This is a genomic window from Flavobacterium gelatinilyticum (assembly GCF_027111295.1).
GTDB lineage: Bacteria > Bacteroidota > Bacteroidia > Flavobacteriales > Flavobacteriaceae > Flavobacterium > Flavobacterium gelatinilyticum.
Window position 1 is genome coordinate 319910 of sequence record NZ_CP114287.1, and the last position, 24851, is coordinate 344760.

General features: G+C 34.3%; 25 protein-coding genes. 13 read left to right on the forward strand and 12 right to left on the reverse strand.

The features are described from left to right. Positions 1–463: 463 nt before the first annotated feature. Positions 464–1051, forward strand: coding sequence for a glutathione peroxidase (locus tag OZP11_RS01185; RefSeq protein WP_281233414.1), 588 nt, complete (start codon positions 464–466; stop codon positions 1049–1051). A 201-nt stretch (positions 1052–1252) separates the two neighbouring features. Here the strand turns inward: OZP11_RS01185 and OZP11_RS01190 are convergent, their stop codons facing one another. Together OZP11_RS01190 and OZP11_RS01195 are read right to left on the reverse strand one after the other, a co-directional pair. After that, positions 1253–1753, reverse strand: a complete 501-nt coding sequence (locus OZP11_RS01190; protein WP_281233415.1) for a GNAT family N-acetyltransferase — start codon at positions 1751–1753, stop codon at positions 1253–1255. Between the two features lie 72 nt (positions 1754–1825). Then, positions 1826–3001, reverse strand: coding sequence for a thioredoxin family protein (locus OZP11_RS01195; RefSeq protein WP_281233416.1), 1176 nt, complete (start codon positions 2999–3001; stop codon positions 1826–1828). A gap of 177 nt (positions 3002–3178) precedes the next feature. Here OZP11_RS01195 and menD point away from each other — a divergent pair, with 177 nt between their 5' ends. The 8 genes from menD (at position 3179) to OZP11_RS01235 (ending at position 12168) form a co-directional block, all read left to right on the forward strand. Next, the gene (menD, locus tag OZP11_RS01200; RefSeq protein WP_281233417.1) at positions 3179–4840 is read left to right on the forward strand and encodes a 2-succinyl-5-enolpyruvyl-6-hydroxy-3-cyclohexene-1-carboxylic-acid synthase; all 1662 of its coding nucleotides are present in this window, start codon (positions 3179–3181) and stop codon (positions 4838–4840) included. A 93-nt stretch (positions 4841–4933) separates the two neighbouring features. Then, positions 4934–5275 (forward strand): DUF2853 family protein, encoded by a 342-nt coding sequence (locus OZP11_RS01205; protein ID WP_281233418.1) that lies wholly within the window; start codon positions 4934–4936, stop codon positions 5273–5275. Between the two features lie 152 nt (positions 5276–5427). Continuing rightward, entirely contained in the window at positions 5428–6279 is an 852-nt protein-coding gene (locus OZP11_RS01210) for a CvfB family protein (RefSeq protein WP_281233419.1), read from the forward strand. Between the two features lie 797 nt (positions 6280–7076). Then, a complete protein-coding gene (locus OZP11_RS01215; RefSeq protein ID WP_281233420.1) occupies positions 7077–7910 on the forward strand; it encodes a 1,4-dihydroxy-2-naphthoyl-CoA synthase in 834 nt (277 codons plus the stop codon). 78 nt (positions 7911–7988) lie between these two features. Beyond that, positions 7989–8951 (forward strand): 1,4-dihydroxy-2-naphthoate octaprenyltransferase, encoded by a 963-nt coding sequence (gene menA / locus OZP11_RS01220; protein ID WP_281233421.1) that lies wholly within the window; start codon positions 7989–7991, stop codon positions 8949–8951. 30 nt (positions 8952–8981) lie between these two features. Further along, positions 8982–9659 (forward strand): metal-dependent hydrolase, encoded by a 678-nt coding sequence (locus OZP11_RS01225; RefSeq protein ID WP_281233422.1) that lies wholly within the window; start codon positions 8982–8984, stop codon positions 9657–9659. 162 nt (positions 9660–9821) lie between these two features. Then, positions 9822–11024, forward strand: a complete 1203-nt coding sequence (locus OZP11_RS01230) for a tetratricopeptide repeat protein (protein ID WP_281233423.1) — start codon at positions 9822–9824, stop codon at positions 11022–11024. Between the two features lie 97 nt (positions 11025–11121). Continuing rightward, positions 11122–12168, forward strand: a complete 1047-nt coding sequence (locus OZP11_RS01235; RefSeq protein WP_281233424.1) for an o-succinylbenzoate synthase — start codon at positions 11122–11124, stop codon at positions 12166–12168. Positions 12169–12206: 38 nt separating this feature from the next. On the opposite strand, the gene OZP11_RS01240 is transcribed toward OZP11_RS01235, so the two are convergent. Continuing rightward, positions 12207–12749 (reverse strand): hypothetical protein, encoded by a 543-nt coding sequence (locus OZP11_RS01240; protein WP_281233425.1) that lies wholly within the window; start codon positions 12747–12749, stop codon positions 12207–12209. A 425-nt stretch (positions 12750–13174) separates the two neighbouring features. Between OZP11_RS01240 and OZP11_RS01245 the strand changes: the two genes are divergently transcribed. Continuing rightward, on the forward strand, positions 13175–13651 hold the full coding sequence (locus OZP11_RS01245) for a CYTH domain-containing protein (RefSeq protein WP_281233426.1): 477 nt from the start codon (positions 13175–13177) through the stop codon (positions 13649–13651). 2 nt (positions 13652–13653) lie between these two features. Further along, positions 13654–14622: a YpdA family putative bacillithiol disulfide reductase gene (locus tag OZP11_RS01250; RefSeq protein WP_281233427.1), complete on the forward strand. Its 969-nt coding sequence runs from the start codon at positions 13654–13656 to the stop codon at positions 14620–14622. Positions 14623–14697: 75 nt separating this feature from the next. Here the strand turns inward: OZP11_RS01250 and OZP11_RS01255 are convergent, their stop codons facing one another. Continuing rightward, on the reverse strand, positions 14698–16266 hold the full coding sequence (locus OZP11_RS01255) for a protein adenylyltransferase SelO (RefSeq protein ID WP_281233428.1): 1569 nt from the start codon (positions 16264–16266) through the stop codon (positions 14698–14700). A 104-nt stretch (positions 16267–16370) separates the two neighbouring features. Next, positions 16371–16904 (reverse strand): peptide-methionine (S)-S-oxide reductase MsrA, encoded by a 534-nt coding sequence (gene msrA, locus OZP11_RS01260; protein ID WP_281233429.1) that lies wholly within the window; start codon positions 16902–16904, stop codon positions 16371–16373. Positions 16905–17083: 179 nt separating this feature from the next. Between msrA and OZP11_RS01265 the strand changes: the two genes are divergently transcribed. After that, positions 17084–18571 carry an aminotransferase class V-fold PLP-dependent enzyme gene (locus tag OZP11_RS01265; RefSeq protein ID WP_281233430.1) on the forward strand — a complete coding sequence of 496 codons (1488 nt, stop codon included), beginning with the start codon at positions 17084–17086 and terminating at the stop codon, positions 18569–18571. Between the two features lie 345 nt (positions 18572–18916). Here the strand turns inward: OZP11_RS01265 and OZP11_RS01270 are convergent, their stop codons facing one another. The 6 genes from OZP11_RS01270 to OZP11_RS01295 all read right to left on the reverse strand — a co-directional run bounded on the left by OZP11_RS01270 (position 18917) and on the right by OZP11_RS01295 (position 23675). Next, on the reverse strand, positions 18917–20659 hold the full coding sequence (locus tag OZP11_RS01270; RefSeq protein WP_281233431.1) for an APC family permease: 1743 nt from the start codon (positions 20657–20659) through the stop codon (positions 18917–18919). A 123-nt stretch (positions 20660–20782) separates the two neighbouring features. Beyond that, a complete protein-coding gene (locus OZP11_RS01275; RefSeq protein ID WP_281233432.1) occupies positions 20783–21253 on the reverse strand; it encodes a nuclear transport factor 2 family protein in 471 nt (156 codons plus the stop codon). 51 nt (positions 21254–21304) lie between these two features. After that, the gene (locus OZP11_RS01280; protein ID WP_281233433.1) at positions 21305–21829 is read right to left on the reverse strand and encodes a hypothetical protein; all 525 of its coding nucleotides are present in this window, start codon (positions 21827–21829) and stop codon (positions 21305–21307) included. Positions 21830–21838: 9 nt separating this feature from the next. Next, positions 21839–22315: a hypothetical protein gene (locus OZP11_RS01285; RefSeq protein WP_281235494.1), complete on the reverse strand. Its 477-nt coding sequence runs from the start codon at positions 22313–22315 to the stop codon at positions 21839–21841. Between the two features lie 6 nt (positions 22316–22321). Continuing rightward, a complete protein-coding gene (locus OZP11_RS01290) occupies positions 22322–22999 on the reverse strand; it encodes a peptidoglycan DD-metalloendopeptidase family protein (RefSeq protein ID WP_281233434.1) in 678 nt (225 codons plus the stop codon). Positions 23000–23009: 10 nt separating this feature from the next. Beyond that, positions 23010–23675: a spermidine synthase gene (locus tag OZP11_RS01295; RefSeq protein WP_281235495.1), complete on the reverse strand. Its 666-nt coding sequence runs from the start codon at positions 23673–23675 to the stop codon at positions 23010–23012. 67 nt (positions 23676–23742) lie between these two features. Between OZP11_RS01295 and OZP11_RS01300 the strand changes: the two genes are divergently transcribed. Beyond that, entirely contained in the window at positions 23743–24294 is a 552-nt protein-coding gene (locus tag OZP11_RS01300) for a 1-acyl-sn-glycerol-3-phosphate acyltransferase (protein WP_281233435.1), read from the forward strand. Positions 24295–24378: 84 nt separating this feature from the next. Here OZP11_RS01300 and OZP11_RS01305 read toward each other — a convergent pair whose 3' ends face one another. After that, positions 24379–24828 carry a helix-turn-helix transcriptional regulator gene (locus OZP11_RS01305; RefSeq protein ID WP_281233436.1) on the reverse strand — a complete coding sequence of 150 codons (450 nt, stop codon included), beginning with the start codon at positions 24826–24828 and terminating at the stop codon, positions 24379–24381. Positions 24829–24851: the final 23 nt, after the last annotated feature.

A 24851-nucleotide genomic window follows, 5' to 3' on the forward strand; every position in this document is an offset into this window, starting at 1 on the left:
TTTTATCGATGACAATTTTTAACGAAAAAGATTTTTTTAAACGGGAACTGCAAAATCAGTTTGAATTAAAATTTTAGAAAAATAAAACAGAATAAAGAAATTGAATAGTTGATGTCCTCGGACTTCCAGATGAAAATTACAGAAAGAGATTAAATCACAACTAGTAAACGAACCGAAATTTTCCACTTATAAACGCCATAGATAATTGAATTAGTGATTGAAGAGAGAATAATTTTCAAAAAACTGAGGCATCAACTATATTTTAAACTTATAAATTATATACATCATATATATAAAAGATACATAATAATTAATTCATGGTTTGATTTGTTTGTATGGGGGGAAGCCTGGCGTCTGATTAACGCCAGGCTTCAAATTTTATTTAACGTATCATTAATAAAATAAAGAAGCCAAAAAAGAAACTGCAAAACAGATTTTAATTAATTTTATAAAAAATTACAAGATGAAAAAAATCCTATTTATAGCCTGTAGTGCCGTTTTCTTTCTAAACACACAGACTCAGGCTCAAACAAGCAAGAAAAAAGTGTCTAAAACAGATAAAATTATGGCAAAAGAAAACATTTACCAGTTTAAAGTTGAAGATTTATCAGGAGATACATTTGATTTCGCGTCTTTAAAAGGCAAAAAAGTAATGATTGTTAATACGGCTTCAAAATGCGGCTTAACACCTCAGTACAAAGATCTTGAAGCGATTTACAAAGAATACAAAGACAAAGGATTTGTAATTGTAGGTTTTCCGGCAAATAATTTTGCTTCTCAGGAACCGGGAACAAGTAAAGAAATTGAAACTTTCTGCCAGCAGAATTACGGGGTAACATTCCCAATGATGAATAAAGTTTCTGTAAAAGGAGATGATATGTGCGAGGTTTACAAATTCCTTACTCAAAAATCTAAAAATGGTTTACAGGATTCTGAAGTAGAATGGAACTTTCAAAAATACCTGATTAACGAAAAAGGTGAATTGGTAAAAGTAATCAAACCAAGAACTTTACCAACAGATCCTGAGGTGATTAACTGGATTAAGAGTTGAAAAATCAATTAAAAATTGAGAATTAAGAATTTTTATTATTCAACAAAATAAAACCCGGCATGTTTCAAAAACTTGTCGGGTTTATTATTTATTTACAAGCGGAATTCCACAATGTGATGCTTCAATCTTTGCTTACTCTGTGATAAAAATAGTAGCGTACTTTACGTAGCTCTTTTTGTGAACTTTGCGGTTAAACAAAAGTTATTTATTCAAAATAAGCTGCATAAAAACCAGATCCAGCCAGTGATCGAATTTATAACCTACTTCGCGTATCGTTCCTGTTGCCGTAAAACCAAATCGCTCATGAAAAGCAATACTTCCGGCATTATCTGCATCGATAGCACCAATCATTACGTGATAACCTTGTTCTTTTGCCAGACGAATAAGCTCTGTTAGCAGTTTAGAACCAATTCCTTTTCCAATCACATTATCAACCACATAAACCGAATGTTCAACAGTATATTGATATCCAATTTTTTCACGAAACTGTCCGTAACTACCAAAACCAACCACTTTGCCCTCTAATTCAGCCACGACAACAGGCAGATTTTTAGCCTGTTTATCTTCAAACCATTTGCTCTGTACCTCAATAGTCTGAATATCATAACTGTAATTTGCGGTTGTATGAAGAATGGAATGATTTACGATTTCAAGGATTTTTCCTAAATCGCTTGCTGATGCAGGTCTTAATGTTACGTCCATATTGGTGTTATTTTCAAGCAGATTGGGTGTTTTGTAAAATTCTAATCTGCGAATTTACGGCTAAATTAATAATTATTTCGAATTCAGTTCTGCCAGTAGAGTATCGACATCTTTTGTATTCCATCCCATTTCCTTACCAATTGCTTTGGCATCTTTGGCATATTTTAAAGCCGATTTTTTGTCTTTAATTTTATTGTAAAGTCGTGCAGCAAGCAAATTTCCGTCAAAAGAATCGTTTAATTCCAGAGAATGCTTCACCCAGTAAATCGATTTTTTAAGATCATCCGGATTGCTAATGTGTTTTAAATACGTCTGACCAATTTCTTTTAGAAAACTGGCGTCTTTCCAGGCCAGTCTTTCTGTGTCTTCAAATGTCACTTTTTTGTAAAAATCCCATTTTTCAGTACGTTCGGCAAATGTTAGGTCAAATTTGAAAACAAGTGAATCTGTTTTCTGCAGTCTAATAGATTTTGCAGTTTCTCTTTGTTTGTAATAATTTATAGTGTCTAAATTATCAACTAACGGACGAAGAAGTTCATTTACAATATTTTCAATTTTTCGGTCGATTCGGTTTTGAGAAGCCACAGCCGCAAATTCTTTTTGATGCTTTAAAACAAACTGAAATTCACGCGAATTAATATCCGTTACGCCATTTGCAATCGCACGCCAATTCGTTTCGCTTATTAACTGACTGTCAGATTGTGTATTTAAATAAATATGAGTCGGAATAGACAACTCAGTTCTGTCCATTCCTTTTTTTAATGTATTGAGATAAGTAAAATATTTATCTGAATTTGATTTATCGGCCAGAAATTCTTTCTCTAAATACGGAAGCTGTAATTTTGGATTCAAGGCATTATTGGCCTCATAAACAAACTCATTTTTCTTTATTTCACCTTTTAAAGCGTATAAAAGTGTTTCATTTGCATCCACAAACAAAAATGACGGCAGTGATTTAGTCTTAAATTTATTTTTAAGCTCAATACCTTCTTCTTTTTCAACATTTTTCCAGATACAGATATAATTCTTATTTAAAAAATCCATTACAGCAGCATCGTTAAAAACCTCTTTTTTCATTTGATTGCAATGCGGACACCAGTCAGCATACAACATTATGAAAACCGGTTTGTTTTGTGTTTTGGCATTTTCTAAAGCCATTTTATAAGTTATTCCGGCTTCAGTAAACTGATTTTGAGAATGTAAAGTATTGATTGTAACAAAGAGAACGAGTAAATTTAAGAAATGCATAAAGTGTTTATTTTTATAAAGAAAATTATGATTTACAAATATATTCCCTTTTTCTAAAAACAGTCTTAATATCTTCCTAATATATAAGTTAAATGAGGCGCGAAGTTTGTAACTTTGTGTTCGAAAAGGGAAATTTTCAGCATTAAATTTTCTTATTAAATTATACACCGTTTTAGAATGATTTACCCCAAAATACCCCTTGCACAAAGTATTATTGAAATTTGTGCAGCAAAAGGAATTCATAATATTATAATTTCTCCGGGTTCGCGAAACGCACCTTTGACAATTGGTTTCGCTCAAAATCCCACTTTTACCTGTTACAGTATTGCCGATGAACGCTGCGCTGCATTTTTTGCATTAGGAATTGCACAACAAACCAAAAAGCCTGCTGCGGTTGTATGTACATCAGGATCAGCACTTTTAAATTATTATCCGGCATTTGCAGAAGCATTTTACAGCCAGATTCCGTTAATTGTCATTTCTGCAGACCGCCCACAGAGTAAAATTGATATAGGCGACGGACAGACCATTCGTCAGGAAAATGTATATCTGAATCATTCTGTTTTTAATGCCAACTTAACCGAAGAAGCTTCGATCGAAAATGACCTGAAAATCAGTAAAGCTATTGAAACTTCTATTCTTCAAAAAGGTCCTGTGCATATCAATGCGCCTTTCGAAGAACCTTTGTATGAGACAGTCGAAGAAGTTTCTGTTGAACCCCGAATCACATATTCTGAAGAGATTCTCGGCACAAAAATCATTGAAAATGAATCAGAAGTTATAGCAGAATGGAATTCGGCTAAAAGAAAGCTGATTTTAGTCGGAGTAAATGAAGCGGCTGCTATAAATGAAGAAGTTCTGGAAAATTTTGCAAAAGATCCTTCAATTGTAGTGCTTACAGAAACAACTTCTAATTTGCATCATCCAAGTTTTATAAACAGCATCGATACTTTAATTACTCCATTTGGCGATACTGATTTCAAAGAATTTCAGCCGGATATTTTGGTGACTTTTGGAGGGATGATTGTTTCAAAGCGTATTAAAGCTTTTTTACGAAAATATAAACCTGCAAATCACTGGCATATAGATACATTACGTGCTTATGATACATTTAATGCTTTAAGTAAGCATTTTGTAATGCAGCCAAATGATTTTTTTGCCCAGTTACTTCCAAAAACAGCATTTGCAGAAAGCAGCTACTTTGCTGAAATTGATGCGATTTACGACTTAAGAAAAATTAGAAAAGAAGAATATTTAAGAAAAATTCCTTTTTCAGATTTTAAAGTTTTTGAAAAAGTAATCGGGTCACTTCCTGAAAACAGTCAGTTGCAAATCAGTAATAGTTCGGCTATTCGATATGCACAATTAATTGAGACACATCCTTCGATAGAAGTTTTCTGTAACAGGGGAACAAGCGGCATTGACGGAAGCACTTCAACAGCAGTTGGCGCAGCGGTTGGAAGCCCTAAACAAACTGTTTTTATTAGCGGAGACATAAGTTTTTTATATGACAGCAATGCTTTATGGAATTCTTATATTCCAAAAAACTTCAAAATTATTTTAATTAATAATGGAGGAGGAGGAATCTTTCGAATTCTTCCGGGGCATGAAGAAAAACCTGTCTTTAATACCTATTTTGAAACTTCACATCAATTGACAGCAGAGCATCTTGCAAAAATGTATCAGTGTAATTATTACAAAGCCAACGATTTACAGTCTTTAGATGATAACATGGAAGCATTTTATAAATCAGACGACAAGCCTTCAATTTTAGAAATCTTTACGCCTGCAAAAGAAAATGATGTTATCTTAAAACAATATTTTAAAGAATTAATCTAAATAAAAAATAGGTTTTATCTTGTTAAAATTTTAAATTCTTTTGGAATAATTTTTAGATTTGGTATTCAATAATAACCAATATTTAATATCATTATGAACAAGAGAGAAGAACTTATCGAAAAGTATGCCGCTGATTTGAAAGATAAATGTGGTGTAACACCGGACATGGATTTGCTTACAAAAGTTACCATAGGCTGCGGACCTGCAATTTACAACAGTGATGCATCGACTGTAGCATCAACACAGCAGTCTGAATTAGATACAGTTAAAAATAACTTTTTGATTAAAAAATTAGGACTGGCCAATGGGCCTGAGTTAGATAAAGCCCTGGATGCAGTATTAGAAAAATATGGTAAATCTAACAAGCACAAATACAGAGCAGTTGTATATTATCTTTTAACAGTTCACTTTAAAAAAGAAAGTATTTACAAATAAATTCGAAACCAAAGAACAAAAGGCGCCATAAATTTGGCGCTTTTTACTTTATCATAAAACCATCCTCTAAATATTTTTCGAATTACCATTTCAAACTTCGTACCTTTGCATCTTTAAACTTAGCTGTTCATCGGCTTAGAACTATAATGAAAATGCTTGAAATAGGAAAATACAATACACTTACTATATTACGTGACACCAAGGTGGGACTCTTTTTAGGAAATCCTGAAATTGATCCCGAGGGAGTTCACGATGTTTTATTACCAAATAAATACGTTCCAAAAGAATTTGAAATAGGCGAAGAACTTGTTGTTTTCGTTTATCTGGATCATGAGCAGCGTCCGGTTGCCACCACACTTGAACCTTATATTTTTCTTAATGAATTTGCACTGCTTAGAGTAAATTACATTAATAATATTGGTGCTTTTATGGACTGGGGAATGGAAAAAGACATTCTGGTTCCGTTTAAAGAACAGGCAAGGCCAATGGAAAAAGGAAAACGTTATTTGGTTTACTTATATCTGGATAGCAGAACAAATCGTCTGGTCGCGTCAAGTAAAACCAATCAGTTTTTAAACAACGATCAGCTCACTGTAGAAAAAGGTGAAGAAGTAGACTTGATCGTTTCGCATATTACGGAACTGGGGATAAATGTAATCATCAATGAAAAGCACAAAGGTCTTTTGTATAAAGATGAAGTGTATGACGATTCGATAAGAACAGGCGACAGAATGCGAGGTTACATTAAAAACATCCGTCCTGATAATAAAATAGATGTAGCACTGCAAATTCAGGGTTATGAAAGTATTGAACCCAATGCAGAAAAAATTCTGGGCGAGTTAAGAGCCAACAGAGGGTTTCTTCGTTTAAATGACAACTCACATCCTGAAGATATTAAAACGGTGTTGAAAATGAGTAAAAAGACTTTCAAAAAAGCAATAGGCGCTTTGTATAAAGAGAAACTTATTGAAATCAAGGAAGATGGAATTTATCTTGTAGGTTAAATTCCAATACAAAGATTACAAATTCCAATTTCGTATTGCATGAAGTTGAAATTTTTAGTTGAAATTTTGACGTTTTTGAATTTCAGTATTTGAAATTAACAGAAAAGGCTGCTCATTACAAGCAGCCTTTTCCTTTTTATTCTAGTTTTAAAAAAAATTGTAATTAAAAAAAAACAGAAATAAAATAATTCTAATTTCGTCTTGAAAATAATAGCTTTACAAATTTTAGAAATTACTCTCTCGACTCTGTATGTCTTTTAAATGACATTATATGTTTATCTTAAATTGCAAAAAATCAATTTCACGGCAGATCCATTGGTTTTATAGAATAACTTTTAGAAAAGTGTGAATTAGTATTTCTCTTTTTCGTATTTCAAATTTTATACTAATCAAATATACGATTCTAACCTTTAACCATCGGTGTTACTATCTCCTCTTTGTAGTTTCAACAAACAAATAAATCATTTGCTCATTAGAAGGTTTAGTATTAAAAACCATCAAAAAATGAGCGACAAGTTTTTTAAGTTTTCTCAAAAAAATCATTTTTTAGGTTAATAAATCAGTGAAAGAAAATCAATCTTATATCAATAAAATACTTTGTATCTCATTGATTTCTAGGGTGTAAAATTACTCATTATTTTTTAAAACTAATGTTAAAAAGTGTTATTTTTTGAGGGATGGTGCCAATTGTTAACATTGAATGAAAGATTAGCACAGACTTAAAACAAAATCATTAGTTTAAAATGTAAAAAATGCGTTATTTTTACACTATAATTTTTTTAATAAAACAAACAGAAATGGATTGGATTACTGCCAGAGAATTTGAAGATATAACCTATAAAAAATGTAACGGAGTTGCCAGAATTGCTTTTAATAGACCAAATGTTAGAAACGCATTCAGACCTAAAACAACTTCAGAATTATACCAGGCTTTTTATGATGCTCAGGAAGATACGTCGATTGGAGTAGTTTTGCTTTCTGCAGAAGGCCCTTCAACAAAAGACGGTGTTTATTCTTTTTGTTCCGGAGGCGATCAGAACGCGCGCGGACATCAGGGATATGTGGGTGAAGATGGTCAGCACCGTTTAAATATTCTTGAAGTACAGCGATTAATCCGGTTTATGCCAAAAGTGGTGATTGCGGTGGTTCCGGGATGGGCTGTTGGAGGCGGACATAGTCTTCATGTAGTATGCGATATGACTTTAGCCAGTAAGGAACATGCTATTTTTAAGCAGACAGATGCTGATGTTACCAGTTTCGACGGAGGTTACGGATCTGCTTACCTTGCTAAAATGGTTGGACAGAAAAAAGCTCGTGAAATTTTCTTTTTAGGAAGAAACTATTCTGCTCAGGAAGCTTACGAAATGGGAATGGTAAATGCTGTAATTCCGCATGACGAACTCGAAGCTACAGCATACGAATGGGCTCAGGAAATCCTTCAAAAATCACCAACTTCTATTAAAATGCTGAAATTTGCTATGAATTTAACAGATGACGGAATGGTAGGACAGCAGGTTTTTGCCGGAGAAGCAACCCGTTTAGCTTATATGACCGAAGAAGCAAAAGAAGGAAGAAATGCCTTTTTGGAAAAAAGAAAACCAAACTTTGGTGAAAATAAGTGGATCCCTTAAAAAGTGATGAAGTTTCAAGTTTCAGGTTGAGAACCCGGAACTTGAAACCTGAAACTATAAAAAACTAAATTTAAAATAATGAAACATTGGATTGAAGCCGCAAGACTGCGCACATTACCTTTATCAGTTTCCGGAATTATAGTTGGAAGTATTTATGCGCTTTCAAATCCAACAGAAACCATCAACACACCAACCGAAGTATTCAGCTGGAAGATTTTTGGTTTCGCCATTTTAACTACACTCGGCTTACAGGTTTTATCCAATTTTGCCAATGATTACGGCGATGGTGTAAAAGGAACAGACAACGCAGACCGTGTTGGTCCGCAGCGAGCCATTCAAAGTGGTATTATTACGCCGCAAGCCATGAAAAAGGCCATCATTATTACATCATTATTAACATTATTGTCTGCCGTAATATTGATTTACTTCGCATTTGGGAAAGATAATTTTGGATATTCTATTTTTTTCTTATTGCTTGGAATCGCTGCTATTGCTTCTGCAATTCGTTATACAGTAGGAAATTCTGCTTACGGTTACAGAGGGTTTGGCGACGTATTTGTTTTCATTTTCTTCGGATTGGTAAGTACCCTTGGTGTTAACTTTTTATACTCAAAAGAGGTAGATCCATTGTTAATTCTTCCGGCAGTTTCGATCGGATTATTAAGTGTCGGGGTTTTAAACCTGAACAATATGCGCGATGAAGAATCAGACCGAAAATCAGGCAAAAACACTATTGTGGTGCAAATGGGAGGTAAAAAAGCCAAAAACTACCACTATTTCCTAATTGTTACCGCTATGGTTTTGGTATTGGCTTTTGCAATTTTAAGCGATTACCGTTTCGATCAGTATTTGTTTTTACTGGCATTCATTCCTTTAACTAAACATTTAATTACGGTTTATAAAAATCAAAACCCTAAGTTGTTAGATCCTGAATTGAAAAAACTGGCATTAAGCACGTTTTTACTTTCAATATTATTAACTGTCTGTATGATTTCATTAATAGCAGACATCTTTGTTAATCTCTTCCTTGGAGGTAGATAGACTCAAGTTCAACTTTAAAAATTTACGAAAATGAAAATAACCTATTACGGACACGCGGCTTTAGGGATTGAAGTAGGAGGAAAACACATTATTGTTGACCCGTTTATTACAGGAAATCCGGCAGCAGCGGCTATCGACATAAAATCTTTAAAAGCAGATTATATTTTACTGACTCACGCACATGGTGATCACGTTTTAGACGTTGAAGCTATTGCAAAAGAAACCAATGCGGTTATTGTTTCTAATGCTGAAATCGCAGGTTACTATGCAAAATTAGGATTCAACTCGCATCCTATGAACCACGGAGGAAGCTGGAAATTCGACTTTGGAAAAGTGCGTTATGTAAACGCCATTCATTCAAGCTCTTTCCCTGATGGAACTTACGGCGGTAATCCCGGCGGTTTCGTAATCGAAGGTGAACATAAAAACATTTATATTGCCGGAGATACTGCACTTACAATGGATATGAAACTGATTCCGTTACGAACTAAGCTGGATCTTGCAATTCTTCCGGTAGGAAACAACTTTACAATGGATATTGAAGATGCCATAATTGCTTCAGATTTTGTTGAATGCGATAAAATTCTGGGGTATCACTTTGATACTTTTGGTTATATCGAAATTAACCATGAAGAATCAATTCGCCAGTTTTTTGATAAAGGAAAAGACTTGATGCTTCTGTCAATAGGAGAATCAATCGAAATATAGTCAGGAGCATGAACCTGCTATCCGCTGTATCTTTTTTGGTTCCGATAACTATTGGAACCAAAAAAGGATGTCGCTTCTATCAGGGCTAAACACCTGATTATTTAAGCACTCTTTATTTTGGCATAATTTTTAGAAAAGATCTCGTCAAAAGACTATTCGAATATGAACTTCAAAAGATTATTCTCGATCCTTTTACTTACTTCAACGTACTTTACTTTTGCACAAAAGGAGGGTTATTGGGACAAAGAACGAGCTACTACAAAAGAAATACTGGTTTCTGCCGGTGATCGTTCTATTATAAAAACTGAGGATTTGCCTGTTGGTACAACTGAAATTGTATACAGAATCACACTTTTAGATAAAAATCAGCAAATGGCAAACAGCCTGGTTTCGTTATTAAAAGCAATTCCGGATCCGTACGGAATTGGTCAGGGATCTGCCGGAGCTGTTTTTTTAATGTCTAAAATCTCAGGCGATGATCAGTGTACGTATTCGCTGTTTACCACAAATGAAAATGCAAAAAAATACAAAGCAGAAGGTAAAGTTGATAATGCCTGTTTTACGCAGTCAGAACCTGTAAGCAAAGATGCTAAACGAATTTCGCTTGATAAAAATTCCTGTTTAAAACAAAATACAACGTCGCTTTGGTTTGGTTTTGAAAGCAAAAACTGGTTTTTGACTCAAAAGATAGTACTGGAAGTAGTGCCGTGGGTAGACACAAAATTGAACCGCGGGTGGAATCAGGACAACAAAAACGAAATTATCAGTTTGTGTAAAACTTCTACAATGGCACAAAAAATGGCCAACTCTGATGATTTCTGCGTTTGTATTCTTAATAAAATAATGAAGCAGTATCGTTATGACGAATTTCAGAAATTACTGGCTGTAGAAAAAACAAAAGTGTACAAAGACTTTGGAAGTGTCTGTTATAATGATGCCGATATTTCTAAAAACATCTATAACGATCTAAGAAATCAGGCCGCAGCGTTAATAAAACAGCAAAAATACAACGAAGCAATTCCAAAATTAAATACAATAATCAGCGACGGAAAAGCTGCAGCTGTAGATTACAGTTCAATTGGTTATGCCTATATTTTAACCAAACAATACGCAAAAGCATTAAAATTTCTGCTGGAAGGTGAAAAACTGGACGAAACAGAATTACTGATAAAATTAAATCTTGCTCACGTTTATTTAATTGATAACAATTACAGCGACGCAAAGGCCATTTACAAAAAATATCAGGATCAAAATGTTACGGATAACCTGAGCTGGAAAGAAAAAACAAAACAAGATTTTATCCTTTTTGAAAAAGCAGGTTTACCTTCAAAGGATTTCGAAAAAATCTTAAAATTATATAATTGATAATTTCACCATAACTGATATTTAAGGATATATGAAAATTTCTGAAAGTGAAATTTAAAATAACATATATGACTTATATAGTTTAAAACTTTATACATTGAAAGCTTCCTATCATAAATACATGCTCGAATTTAAAGTTCCTTCCGGCACTTCTCGCGGCATAATGACCGAAAAAGAAACATGGTTTATTGTTCTTGAAAAAAAAGGAAAAAAAGGAATAGGAGAGTGCGGAATTCTTAGAGGACTAAGTGCTGATGACCGTGATGATTATGAAGAAAAACTAAAATGGACCTGCGAAAACATTCATTTAGGAGAAACAGCCCTTTGGGAATCTTTACTGGAATTTCCTTCCATTCAGTTTGGTGTCGAAATGGCTTTTTTGTCTTTAAATAGTGAAACGCCTTATTTATTATTTCCTTCAGAATTTACAAATACTTCAAAATCTATTGACATAAACGGATTGGTCTGGATGGGCGAACCCGCTTTTATGAAACAGCAGATTGAAGACAAATTAGCGCAGGGATTCAAATGCATAAAACTCAAAATTGGAGCCATTGACTTTGATAAAGAATTGGAATTATTGCAATTTATTCGTTCTCATTTTACATCAGATCAGATAGAAATAAGGGTAGATGCAAATGGTGCATTTGATTTAAGTGAAGCTTTAAATAAACTGAACCAACTAAATAAATTTGAATTACATAGTATTGAACAGCCTGTAAGAAAAGGTAATATTCAGGCAATGGCAGATTTATGTAAAGAAACGCCTTTCCCTATTGCTTTGGATGAAGAATTGATAGGAATATTTTCATTCGAAGAAAAGGAAGAATTGCTTCAAAAAATAAAACCACAATATATAATTCTAAAGCCAAGTTTTGTTGGTGGTTACAGAGGAACTAAGGAATGGATTTTATTAGCTGAAAAATATAAGATTGGCTGGTGGATTACTTCTGCACTTGAAAGTAATATTGGACTTAATGCTATTGCACAATGGACATTTCTACTAAATTCAAAAATGCCGCAAGGACTTGGCACCGGAGCACTTTACACCAATAATTTTGATTGTCCTCTAAAAGTATTAAATGGGCAGCTATGGTACGAAACTTCAGAAAAATGGGATTCTTCTTTTCTGGATAAAATATAAAAATGGTTTAAAAATCAGTTTTGATTAGTTAAATAAAATTATTCTTTCCCGCTTATCAGATTGTCCTGCCAGTCTTTTAAATCTGTCCATTTGCCTTCGTAAGCTAATAAGGCTTGTCGTGCCCAGGTGCTTGGATTATGAATAGCATAATTTTCGCCTCCTGTATCAAGAATTGACTGCAGCTTTTCTGTAGAAGCTTGAGAAAGAGCATACCAGGTTGTAATGCCGGCTTCATTAAATAAAAATTCTATTTTTGGACCAATGCCTTCAACTACTTTTAAATCATTTTCCTTAATCTTTTTTCCTAATACAGCTGTGGCAGCGGTTTCATCAAACAGAACTAACGGAACTTCTGCAAAAGATCGGGACGAAATTTTTTTATGCTCCTTTTTTAAATCAGTTTCTAAAGAAGCGATTTTAGTATGCAGGCTTTTTGTAAGTGTATTACAGGCATCAAGGTCATCCTGTAAAGATGTAACGAGTGAATCATTATTTTTTGAATTCAGTTTTCCAAATAAGTAGCCAAGAATGGCACAGATTAAACCTGTTACTATTGATATAAAGATAAATGGTAAATTCATAATAACATATTTTAATTATTTAATTGTAATTCTTCTGCTTTTTTTGTCAGCAGGCTGCGTTATCACCAATTGGATCATCAGGTTCTTTTGATGCTGCGTCAGTTCGTGAAGATTCGATACTATTTTTTTTGTATGAGTTAACTGTGGTAAAATCCCGAATAAACAGGATATCCAAAACAATTGCAAGTATATAGACTTGTATAAAAAAGTGTTTTTTGTCAAAAAAAATTAGTTTAAAGTTACTTCAAAATTATTATGTTACAAAATATCAACCTGTTAATCAGTGAGTTATTTTTGTTTCAAAATACTGTATTCATCTAAAGCAGTTATTAATTTTGAAGCTTAATAATCTCAGAACTTACTGCTGTACTGTTTACTATAGGGATAAATTGAGTAACTTGCAGTAAAATAAATTTAGACTTAAAATGCTCGAAATAGAAAGAAAGTTTCTTGTAAAATCTGATGATTTTAAAGAACAGGCATTTGCAAAAAATAAAATTGCACAAGGTTACTTAAGCTCAGCTCCGGAAAGAACAGTTCGTGTTAGAATAAAAGGAGAAAAAGCGTTTCTAACCATAAAAGGTATTGGACAGCAGGGCGGTATGTCCCGTTTTGAATGGGAAAATCAAATCCCGACAGATGAAGCAGCGGAACTGCTTAAATTATGTGAGAAAGGTAAAATTGAAAAAACGCGTTACGAAATAAAATTTGGAGATCATATTTTTGAAGTTGATGAATTTTACGGTGAAAACGAAGGTTTGATTATGGCAGAAGTTGAATTGCAGTCTGAAACAGAAAGCTTTGAAAAACCAGACTGGTTAGGAGAAGAAGTTACAAATGATGAACGTTATTACAACGCTTATTTGAGTAAAAATCCTTTTAAAAACTGGGCAGCAGAATAATTATGACAGAACAATTTGATTTAATAATTGTAGGAGGCGGACCAATTGGATTAGCCTGCGCAATTGAGGCCCAAAAGAAAAATTTACATTATTTAATTATAGAAAAAGGTGCCATAGTCAACAGCATATTTAATTATCCGCTGTATATGACTTTTTTCTCAACAGCCGAAAGACTTGAAATTGGCAATATTCCGTTTAATTGTCTCGCTCCAAAACCAGGAAGACAGGAAGCTTTAGAATACTATCGAAATATTCACCGCTATTTTAATTTCAATATTCGTTTATTCGAAAAGGTTAATGAAATTAAAAAAACGAGCGATTCAGTTTTTGAAGTAACAACAGATAAGAAATTTTATAAAGCAAAAAATATTATAATCGCAACCGGTTTTTACGACATTCCAATTACGATGAATGTAAAAGGCGAAGAAATGCCAAAAGTTCGTCACTATTATAAAGAAGCTCACGAATACGCATTTCGAAAAGTATTGGTTGTGGGCGCCAACAATTCTTCTGTTGACGCTGCTCTGGAATGCTGGCGAAAAGGTGCCGATGTGACTATGGTTATCCGTAAAAATGAAATAAACAGCAGAGTAAAATATTGGGTGAAGCCGGATATTGAAAATCGAATAGAGGAAGGAAGTATTAAAGCGTATTTTGAATCGAACATTACAGAAATTCGGGATACTGAAGTCGAAATTGAAACTCCGGATGGAAAAGTTGCGATTGAAAATGATTTTGTTCTGGCCTTAACAGGTTACAAACCGGATTTAAATTTTCTTGAAAAAGTTGGAATTCAGCTTTCAGATGACGAATTAAAAATTCCGTCATACAATCCTGAAACTATGGAAACAAATGTAAAAGGATTGTTTCTGGCAGGTGTAGTTTGCGGTGGTATGCAGACACATAAGTGGTTTATCGAAAACTCAAGAATCCACGCCAGTTTAATTATGGATTACATCACTTCAAAATAAAAATTGCTGCGAATTCATGATTTGATTTATTCTGCATAAGAAAAATTATTCGTGAATTCGCAGCTAAAAATTAAATTAAGAGCTGCAGGAAAGCATAGAGCAGCCTACTTTTGTTCTGGCCCAATCCGGTCTTTTGGCAAACCATTTTTCATATTCCGGCTGATCGTCGTATGGCTTTTGCAGCACCGTATAAAGTTCATCTATCAAAGAATAATCCTCTTTATCCGCTGCATCGATGGCTAATTGTGCCATATAATTTCGAAGCACATATTTAGGATTTACTAAATTCATTTTTACAGAGCGCTCTTCATCTGATAATGTTTTTGCTTTTAGTCTTTCAAGATAATCAGAAAACCATTTAGTCCAGCTCTCCAGGATTTCGCCGTTGACTTCTTCATTTTTATAAAAAGCATGTTTGATTTTTTCAATAGCTTCGGGAGCAAAGTCAGACTTTTCAATTAAGCTTAAATTTCTAAAAAAGATTGTCATATCTGTTTCTGTAAGCTGTAATGTAGTTTCTAAATCTTCGATTAACTGATCGTCAGTTTCAGTTGAAGTAAACAAACCTAATTTGCTTAAAAACATGTTTTTATAATCAGATTTAAAATCATTCATAAAAGCTTCTAAGATCTTTTCCAGTGGTTCAGCTTCATTTAGGAGAGGATATAATGCATTGGCTAACTGATACAAATTCCATTGCGCAACCTGAGGCTGATTTCCAAATTGATATCTTCTGTTTTGGCTGTCGGTTGTATTGGGTGTCCAGTTTGGATCATAATCTTCAAGCCATCCGTAAGGTCCGTAATCAATTGTGATTCCGTGAACCGACATATTATCGGTATTCATTACACCGTGAACAAAACCAACTCGCTGCCAGTCTACAATCATTTTACGGGTTGCATCTGCTACTTTTTGAAAGAATTGTAAATATTGTTCTTTTGGTTCTCCTTGTATTTCAGGAAAATAATGTTTGATAGTATATTCTACAAACTGTTTTAAATTTCTGAGTTCATTTCTGGCTGTCAGCATTTCAAAACTTCCAAAGCGAATAAATGAAGGAGCAACACGACAAACAACAGCGCCTTTTTCATATGCCGGATTTCCGTTATATAAAATATCTCTTAAAACCTGATCACCTGAAAGAATCAGAGAAAGTGATCGGGTAGTGGGAACACCAAGATGGTACATGGCTTCGGCACATAAATATTCACGGATTGAAGAGCGTAAAACAGCCAAACCGTCAGCGGTTCTGGAGTACGGCGTTTTACCAGCGCCTTTCAGCTGAAGTGTATAAAACTGATTTTTGTTTTCAACTTCGGTTAAATTGATTGCGCGTCCGTCTCCCAATTGTCCGGCCCAATTGCCAAACTGATGTCCGGCGTAACACATGGCGTAAGGCTGTGTGTCTGGCAGCACTTCTTTTCCTGAAAAAACATTTAGAAAGTCTTCTGACTGAATTTCTTCTTTAGAAATTCCAACCATTCCAGCCACATCTTCTGATGCGTGAATTAATTTTGGATTTGAAGGCTTTGTTGGATTTACATACGAAAAGAGCGTGTTTTTTACCTGACGAATTTCATTTGTCATTTCAGGATCTGCGGGCAGTTCAGCTGTAAATCGATTATTTATTCTTAAATTTTTCATTTTGTTTTCTTTCTGTTTATTTTTCCCACAGATTAGAGATTAATTTGATTCTCCCGGAACTAAAAAATCCTTTAAATCTGTGTAATCTCAGGTAAAACTTAAAATCAGCCAACCAGTCTGTCAGCGTACATTTTTTTTAGTTTCTGGATTTTAGGGTCAATTACTACCTGACAATATCCGGCTTCCTGATTGTTGTTGTAATAATCCTGATGATAATCTTCTGCTTCGTAAAAAACTTCAAAAGGTTTTAACTGCGTCACGATTGGATCTGCATAAGCAGGTTGTACTTCTTCAAAAACTTTTTCTGCAATTTCTTTTTGATTTTCGTCATGGTACAATATAATTGAACGATATTGTGTACCGCTGTCTCCGCCCTGACGGTTTAAAGTTGTTGGATCATGACTTGTCATGAATATAAAAATCAAATCATGATATGAAATAATGTCAGGATCAAATGTTACCTGAATCACTTCTGCATGACCTGTGCGCCCGGTGCAGACTTCGCGGTACGCAGGATTTTTTATAAAACCATCTGAATAACCAGATTTTAATGATTTAATTCCGTTTAAGCGCTGAATTACAGCTTCAATACACCAAAAACATCCACCACCAAAGGTGGCAACTGATAAATTTTCCATATAAAAGTATTGTTTAATTTTTAAGCCTATTAATCCGATAGAATATTGTGATAATTTATTCAAAAAACGATCTTTTTACTAAAGATACCAAAAGTTAATTCAATGTTTGAAGTTTATTATTGATAAATTCTCAATATTGTAAAAAAGCAATATATTTGCAGTCAAACACAGGCACACTAATGGATAGCAAAAATAATACCATCAGTCTTGAAACTTATTTTCAGGATTTTAGAAAAAATATCGTTGGCATAAATCAGGATTTTACCTCTCCGTTTGGTAAAAAGAACATTGTATATACTGACTGGACTGCCAGCGGAAGGCTGTACAGACCTATAGAAGAAAAACTTCTGAATCAGTTTGGACCTTTTGTTGCCAATACGCATACCGAAACTACGGTGTCAGGTACTGCCATGACAAAAGCGTATCATCATGCCAGACATATTATCAAACGTCATACTAATGCAAATGATGACGATGTTCTAATTACAGATGGAACAGGAATGACTGGCGTGATCAATAAATTTCAGCGTATTCTAGGGCTTAAAATCCCAGAAAATCTGAAAAACTTCACAACGGTTCCTGCCGAAAAGAAACCAATTGTTTTTATTTCGCACATGGAACATCATTCTAATCAGACTTCATGGTTGGAAACAATTGCCGATGTTGAAATTATTCCGTCTTGCGAAAAAGGACTTTTTTCTTTAGATAACCTAAAAGAATTATTAGAAAAATACAGCGACAGAACTATAAAGATCGCTTCGATTACTTCCTGCTCAAATGTTACGGGTTTAAAAACTCCGTTTCATGATGCAGCGAAATTGATGCATCAGTACAATGGTGTTTGTTTTGTAGATTTTGCCTGTTCAGGACCTTATGTACAGATTGACATGCATCCTGCTGATCCGGAAGCTTCTCTGGATGCTATTTTCTTTTCGCCGCATAAATTCCTTGGAGGTCCCGGAACTTCTGGAGTTTTAATTTTTAATAAAAAACTTTACAATAATATGATTCCGGATTGTCCGGGAGGCGGAACGGTAAGTTGGACGAATCCGTGGGGCGAACATAAATATATCGATAATATCGAGGATCGTGAAGATGGCGGTACTCCCGGATTCCTGCAGGTTATTAGAACTGCTTTGGCAATTGAGCTGAAAGAGGAAATGGGGGTTGAAAACATTTTACAGCGCGAACATGAAATTGTTGATTATGTTTTTGGCCAATTAGAGCCTGTTGAAAATATTAAGATTTTAGCCGGACAGCATAAAGACCGTTTAGGGGTTGTTTCGTTTTTTATAGATGACCTTCATTTTAATCTTGGTGTAAAAATCTTAAATGACCGTTTTGGAATTCAGACACGCGGCGGATGCAGCTGTGCGGGAACATATGGTCATTATCTGCTGCATGTTGATCAGGAAACTTCTAACAAACTGGTGAATGAAATTACGATTGGTGATTTAATCAAAAAACCGGGATGGATCAGAATGTCAATTCACCCAACAACGACAGATGAAGAAATTGCTTATGTCTGCGAAAGTATTAAAGAACTGGCTAAAAATCATGAAACCTGGGCTTTAGACTATTCTTATAACAAAGATACCAACGAATTTATTCATAAAGATGCGACTGCTTTTGAAGATGAGTTGGTAGAAAGCTGGTTTAAGTCTTAAGATTTAATTTAGAAACTTTTTTAAAGTTTGAAAAAGTTATTTTGAATAAATAGTAAACCCCACAAGTTTTGATATTTGTCGGGTTTTGTGTTATAATGGTTATGAAGAATACCTGACAGGTTTTAAAAACCTGTCAGGATATGATAAACGAAAACTTTATGTAGTAAGCCTGACGGGATTAGTTTGTCAGGATTTTTACGTATTTAAAAACAACTGGTTCTTGTTTAGCCCCGATAGAAACGGCATCCTTTTATGTCCCGCTGATAAGCGGGACATAAAAGATATAGTGGATAGCGGGACTGCTGGTCTTAAAAAACGGATTTTTTCTGCTTCTAAAATAAAATGTTACATAATCAAACGGACACCGCCAAGGTCTGATACACGGTATGAAAATTTATTTCCGGGTGAACCGATGAACATAAAGTTTTTAGGGATTTTCCATTCCTGGGATAATTTATCGATAATTTCAGGACCAAAAACGCCCTGGATTTCAAGGTATTCAATATCGATGTTATCGTAAGCGCGATCCAGAACTTCCAGATCTTTAATTAACGCTTCGTTGTTTTGTCCGTCGTTTTTAACGTAGACAATTTTTAGTTTTTTGGTGGTTTCATTTCCTTCAACGTATTGCAGGACTTTGTTTAAAATAGCGATATTATCGCCTTTGGTGAAAAAGACAAATTCTTGTGAATTAATTTCAGTACTTAATTTTTGAAGGTAACGGTTGCTGAGAATCACCATTTTTCGAAGCGGCTGATAGAAATATTCTAAAACTTCGATTAGTACTTTTATCAATATCACACGATTTAACATTATCCCTATGAAAATAAGGGCAGGGAGCATGTATTGCAGAAATGTATAAAAAGCGGCGATATTTAAATTCATGTTTCCGATGAAAGCCGCAACGATGAAAGAAACAGCAATAAAAACAGCAAATCCGTGCGCACGTTCAGGTCTTGGCAGTTTTTTTCGTTTGAATTTTAGTAATAGATTACCAATCCCAAATAATGCCATTACGGCAAGAAATGAAAAAGTGTACACTCCGGCAAGAGATTCAAGATGACCGTTTGTAGCAAAAAGAACTGAAATACAAAGTATTAAAAAACTGATTACGATTCTGTAATGCGAGCCTCGGCTGTTTGCTTTCAGGAAAAAATTAGGCAGGATACGGTCTAAAGTCATACGATTTAATAATCCCGAAACACCTACAAATGATGTTAATACAGCACCGCAAAGAACTAAAACGGCATCGATAGAAATAAGCCATGCAAGCCATGATCCTCCGGTGGTTTCGCCTAAATGTGCCAAAAGTGATTCTTTGTTTTCGCCAACTTGTGCAAGCGGAATTATACTAATTAGTAAAATAGCAATTACGGGATTAAAAAAACTAACCAGCGCCCACATATTACGAAGTGTTTTTGGAAAAACGCCTGTCTGCTGTTCTTCTACGAAGTTGGCTGAACTTTCAAAACCAGAAATTCCGAGCATGGCGGCTGAAAATCCCAAAAAAAGTGCGGTTTTAATATTTCCAAATGCGATGGGTGTTTCCCAATTGATGTGAAATGTTTCCAATCCGTTGTTTAAGACAAACCAGAGTGATGCCAAAACCAGCAGACTGAGTGTTGCGATGTGCGTGATGAATATAATAACAGCCACAAATGCCGATTCGCCGATTCCGAGGATAGCCAGAAAAGTAAAGAGAATTAAAACAATAACGGTGGCAATCGTAACATTTAATCCTTCAAAAATTCCGTGCAGGTAATGCATCCCTTCTGAAGCTGATATTACAGCAGTTGCCATGTATGATAAAACCGTGAGAGTAGCTGCCAGAGAAGCAAGCCGTTTGGTCGATGTATTAAGGAGAACATTATAAGCACCTCCATTTAAAGGAATTGCACCAACAACTTCACCATAAATTTTCCTGAATAAAAATAAAACAACTCCAACAATTAAAAGAGAAATCCAGGCATATTGTCCTGCATATAAAATGGTTAATGCTGAAACATACAAGCAGGAGGAGCTAATATCATTTCCGCAGATTGCTGTTGCCTGTAATTGATTTAACTTTTTGTGTATTATTTCTTTCATGTTTAGTACCTAATTATAACACGATTAACTCAGCAGCAAGTATTAGCAATCCTTAAAAGGCAGTTATTATTGATAAAACTAAAAGATACTTTTAGTTAATGCGGTCTTATTGAAGTTACAAAATTATTTTGATTCCTGAAATTTCTTAAGAGACAGTAAAGCCTGTTCCTGGATTTTTTTGTGGAAAAAACCTGTCCAGCCCAGTAAATATCCCATTGGGCCAAAAGCTTGTTTTGACCATTTCCAAACATCAAAATGATCAGTGTGTCTGATGATTAAGCCATCCTGAAATAAAAATTGGGCTGTAACTTTATTAGTAACTTTACGATTGGTTTTACTGAAATTATAAGTGGCTGTCCATTTTGCAGAACCTGAAACTTCATCTGCGGTTACGTCAGAAAATTCGATTTTTATGTTTCCTTTACTTTTTGACAGAAGCATTTCCCACATTTGCGCGGCCTGTTCTTCTTTTAATAGACCAAATGCCGGATCGATAAAGTGTATTTTCGGGTGGTAACATGATGCCATTGTTTTAGCATCTGAATTTGCAAAGGCAGTATAGAACTTTACAATTAAAGCTTCGTTAGGAGTCATAAATTTGAAATTAGACCATAAATATAGGTTTTATTTTATAAAAAGTCTCTCTTACAAAACACTAATTTCTTTTGCAGTATCATAACTTTTTTTAGAATTATCGTAAGCTGTTGAAAAATAATTCTTTTTGTTGTAAGCGGTAAAATAACCTGTTTGGTTTCCAAAAGTATTTGAGCCTCCTTTTAAGATAAAACGAACAGCATAAATGTCGGTTTTTTTCAGTTTGATAAATTCGGCAGGAGTAAAATAATAGTACGATGATGTTTTACCATCAGCAGTTTCTTTTACATTTTTATCTACACAGGCAATTACATCTGCATTTGCCAGATCTACATAAAGTCCGCCAGCAATTCGTACATCGTCATTTGCTGTAGCTGCTGTAATTTTTAAAATGCCTCCTTTGTCTGTTTTCGCAATCTGAATTTCGATTTCTCCCGTAAAAGCATATTTTTCGCATACGAAAGTATAACTTTGAGTTGCCGGAATAGGCTGAGCACCTTTAATACTCATTTTTTCCTGAGCACTTACAATTGTAGAAATAAACAGTAATACTAAAAGAGGCATTTTTAAAATCATAGGTATATTTTATTGTTCGGTTATTTTTGCATCGAATTTTTCGTCCCAATCCATTGATTTAATAGCAGATACTAGATTGTCTTCATTTACAAAAACACGAAGTTCTTTATTGGCAACCTTTTTTGTGTACAAGGCGTGATAACGATAGATTACTTCATTTTTGGTTTTGTAAACACCATCTAACTTTAAATCTATAAAACTTCCGTAATATTGTCTGAATCGGGTACAGGTTTTTGTCAATCGTTCCTCGGTTGTGTTTTCTCTCACAGACTGAGTTACTTCGGTTTCATTAAAAGGTTTAAATTTTGATGTATTGCAGGTTTCAAGAACTCTTTTTCCCAATTCGTAAGCTTTTCGCTGTTGTTCAGAGCTAATCTCAGCGCTTGAAACTTTTTTAATTTTTAAATCTTCTGTATCCCTGCTGATGTTTTTCGATTTACATCCAATTAATAATAGCAAACATATAATCAATCCGGCTTTCTTCATAATCATTTAAGTTATTTTTAATAATAAGTTAGGGTCGGGACAATTTTCAATATAAAAATTCAAATCATTTGTATTGCAGACTCCGGGGTAATCGCCCCATTTATCCTGCAGGTTTTTTATGATTTGAAAATGGACGTGTGGTGCGTAATCACCGTTTACAGCCGAATTGCCTAAGGTTCCAACCTGGCTGCCTTTTTTAAAAATTGTCCCAACGGTAAGGTTTTCTATACTTTCTAACGATAAATGTCCGTATAAAGTATAAAATATTTCATTTTCAATTTCATGTTCCAAAATTATGGTGGGACCGTAATCACCAAAACCTTCATTGTTTTTAAAACTATGCACTTTTCCGTCAAGTGCGGCCAAAACCGGAGTTCCCGCTTTTGCCCATAAATCAAGGCCTATATGAATGTTTCGTTCGGGTACTGAATCGTTTTTAAAAATCGTACTCCTTTTATATAAGTTACGTCCTTCTATATATCCTCCGTACGCAACTTCTGCATTGTTGTTTTTTATATAATTGAAGATAAAATCCTCAAAATCATCCGAAGTTTCCGGCTGGCTTGCTACAAGTTCAGTATTGGTGCTGGATAAATCTAAAAGGATATATTTCGAAATATCAATCGAAGCATCAAGAATTCTCGAGGCAGGTAAGGTGTTTAATATAGAGACAAGGGATTTCATAAAATAGTGTTTATTCAACTTTTTCAATAATTATTAATTCGTTGTGAACTTCAATGCGGGGCAGCATTTTTGAAGTAAATAAATCCGGATTTATTTCTGATATGTATTTTCTGTTTCGAACATTATGCGCTTCGTCCAGGATCATGGTATTAAACAGAATAAAACCGTGATCTTTTAAGTGATGACACACTCGTTCGCTGAAAAAGCTTTCAAACAAAAAATTCGGCATGTTGATATCTTCAAAAATATCAATTATAATCAGATTGTATTTTTCTTTCGTTTTCAAAACAAATTCAAAGGCATCATCAATTACAATTTCAAGTTGTTCAATTTTATCCAGTTCAAAATATTGATTTGCAATTTTGATGATATCCGGATCAATTTCGACTCCTGTAATTTTGCCTTTATATTGAATTTCATCAACAAGGGTTTTAACCACGCTGCCACCCGCAACGCCAAGCAGGAGAATATGATCCATCCTGAGGATTTTATCATATCCTATATTTCGAAGACCGTATCGTAATATACGCTGCAGACTTCCGTATGAATAATTTGTATTTTCTGTATCTAAAACTAATTCTCCATTTACTAATGTTACCTCAAACACTTTACTTCTGGCTGATTTCTTTTTAAATATTTTTACTGGAATAAGATAACTGAGTAGTTTCTGAATCATTTTTGTAATGCTTTTACTCAAAAATACCATTTTAAATGGTTTATTTTGCATCAAATCTTAAATTTTAATGAAGAAACAACTGTACAAATTCATCTTTTTTAGGCTAATGGGCTGGAAAATAACAGGATTAGAGAATGCCGAAGTGAAAAAATGTATTTTAATGGTGCTGCCACATACGAGTAATCACGATTTTTATATCGGACTCTTAACACGCGGTATTTCGGGGCTGCAGATGAACTGGGTTGGAAAAAAGGAATTATTCAGGTTTCCTTTTGGTTATTATTTTAAAAACGTAGGCGGTGAACCTATTGACCGTTCAGGACGACTAAATAAAGTTGAATCTATTGCGGCTATTTTTGACCGTAAAGAAGTTTTCCGTCTGGCTGTTGCTCCCGAAGGAACACGAAAAGGAGTAAAGGAAATTAAAACCGGATTTTACTATATCGCACTTAAAGCAAATGTACCAATCGTTCCGGTTGTTTTTGACTGGGGTAAAAAAGAGGTGCGATTTGAAAAGCCATTTTTCCCGACTGGTAATTATGAAGCCGATTGGAAAATCCTTAAAGAATATTATAGAGGGGCGAAAGGCAAAATTCCCGAAAATGGAATAGAGATCTAAATTTTCATCATTTTTTCAAATGCGTGAGAATCGCTTAAATGAAAAATATTTTTAAAATTTTTCAAATACGCTAAAATTTTCAATCTAGGGTACATAGGCCTTAAAAGTTCCGTTTTTATAAAAAATAACAATTTTCTCAATTTCGGGCTCTTCAAAACTATAAACAGGATTTTTAATTGGCTCTGTTTTTTTGACTGCCGGTTTTTCCTCTTCTTCATATTGTAATTGAGAGAATAAATCGGCTCCTTCGAAAATTTCATTAGAGAGAGAAGGGGCCGGCTTATTTTGAATTTCCAGATCTTCATCTGTTTTAGGAAAACTTCCTTTTCCGTTTAAGATCCAGTATAAATCTACTTCTGGAAAAACATCCATAATTTTCATTACAAAATCTAAGCTGGGCTTGTTTCTTCCTGACAGAAGGTGAGACATACTTGATCGCTGTACTCCAATTTTGTCTGCAAATGAAGAGGCATTTAAACTGTAATAATCGAGTATTATTTCAAGGCGTTTTACAAAATCATCGATGTTTACCATTGTAAATTATGGTTTAAATTAAA

What these genes read in the sequence shown, in the direction of transcription:
- msrA (WP_281233429.1), bottom strand. Translation starts at nt 16,904, where the DNA reads ATGGAAAATTTATCAGTTGCCACCTTTGGTGGTGGATGTTTTTGGTGT.
- OZP11_RS01275 (WP_281233432.1), bottom strand. Translation starts at nt 21,253, where the DNA reads ATGACTCCTAACGAAGCTTTAATTGTAAAGTTCTATACTGCCTTTGCA.
- OZP11_RS01205 (WP_281233418.1), top strand. Translation starts at nt 4,934, where the DNA reads ATGAACAAGAGAGAAGAACTTATCGAAAAGTATGCCGCTGATTTGAAA.
- OZP11_RS01185 (WP_281233414.1), top strand. Translation starts at nt 464, where the DNA reads ATGAAAAAAATCCTATTTATAGCCTGTAGTGCCGTTTTCTTTCTAAAC.
- OZP11_RS01265 (WP_281233430.1), top strand. Translation starts at nt 17,084, where the DNA reads ATGGATAGCAAAAATAATACCATCAGTCTTGAAACTTATTTTCAGGAT.
- OZP11_RS01225 (WP_281233422.1), top strand. Translation starts at nt 8,982, where the DNA reads ATGAAAATAACCTATTACGGACACGCGGCTTTAGGGATTGAAGTAGGA.
- menA (WP_281233421.1), top strand. Translation starts at nt 7,989, where the DNA reads ATGAAACATTGGATTGAAGCCGCAAGACTGCGCACATTACCTTTATCA.
- OZP11_RS01290 (WP_281233434.1), bottom strand. Translation starts at nt 22,999, where the DNA reads ATGAAATCCCTTGTCTCTATATTAAACACCTTACCTGCCTCGAGAATT.
- OZP11_RS01195 (WP_281233416.1), bottom strand. Translation starts at nt 3,001, where the DNA reads ATGCATTTCTTAAATTTACTCGTTCTCTTTGTTACAATCAATACTTTA.
- OZP11_RS01240 (WP_281233425.1), bottom strand. Translation starts at nt 12,749, where the DNA reads ATGAATTTACCATTTATCTTTATATCAATAGTAACAGGTTTAATCTGT.
- OZP11_RS01300 (WP_281233435.1), top strand. Translation starts at nt 23,743, where the DNA reads ATGAAGAAACAACTGTACAAATTCATCTTTTTTAGGCTAATGGGCTGG.
- OZP11_RS01215 (WP_281233420.1), top strand. Translation starts at nt 7,077, where the DNA reads ATGGATTGGATTACTGCCAGAGAATTTGAAGATATAACCTATAAAAAA.
- OZP11_RS01295 (WP_281235495.1), bottom strand. Translation starts at nt 23,675, where the DNA reads ATGATTCAGAAACTACTCAGTTATCTTATTCCAGTAAAAATATTTAAA.
- OZP11_RS01250 (WP_281233427.1), top strand. Translation starts at nt 13,654, where the DNA reads ATGACAGAACAATTTGATTTAATAATTGTAGGAGGCGGACCAATTGGA.
- OZP11_RS01230 (WP_281233423.1), top strand. Translation starts at nt 9,822, where the DNA reads ATGAACTTCAAAAGATTATTCTCGATCCTTTTACTTACTTCAACGTAC.
- menD (WP_281233417.1), top strand. Translation starts at nt 3,179, where the DNA reads ATGATTTACCCCAAAATACCCCTTGCACAAAGTATTATTGAAATTTGT.
- OZP11_RS01245 (WP_281233426.1), top strand. Translation starts at nt 13,175, where the DNA reads ATGCTCGAAATAGAAAGAAAGTTTCTTGTAAAATCTGATGATTTTAAA.
- OZP11_RS01190 (WP_281233415.1), bottom strand. Translation starts at nt 1,753, where the DNA reads ATGGACGTAACATTAAGACCTGCATCAGCAAGCGATTTAGGAAAAATC.
- OZP11_RS01270 (WP_281233431.1), bottom strand. Translation starts at nt 20,659, where the DNA reads ATGAAAGAAATAATACACAAAAAGTTAAATCAATTACAGGCAACAGCA.
- OZP11_RS01255 (WP_281233428.1), bottom strand. Translation starts at nt 16,266, where the DNA reads ATGAAAAATTTAAGAATAAATAATCGATTTACAGCTGAACTGCCCGCA.
- OZP11_RS01280 (WP_281233433.1), bottom strand. Translation starts at nt 21,829, where the DNA reads ATGATTTTAAAAATGCCTCTTTTAGTATTACTGTTTATTTCTACAATT.
- OZP11_RS01210 (WP_281233419.1), top strand. Translation starts at nt 5,428, where the DNA reads ATGCTTGAAATAGGAAAATACAATACACTTACTATATTACGTGACACC.
- OZP11_RS01305 (WP_281233436.1), bottom strand. Translation starts at nt 24,828, where the DNA reads ATGGTAAACATCGATGATTTTGTAAAACGCCTTGAAATAATACTCGAT.
- OZP11_RS01285 (WP_281235494.1), bottom strand. Translation starts at nt 22,315, where the DNA reads ATGAAGAAAGCCGGATTGATTATATGTTTGCTATTATTAATTGGATGT.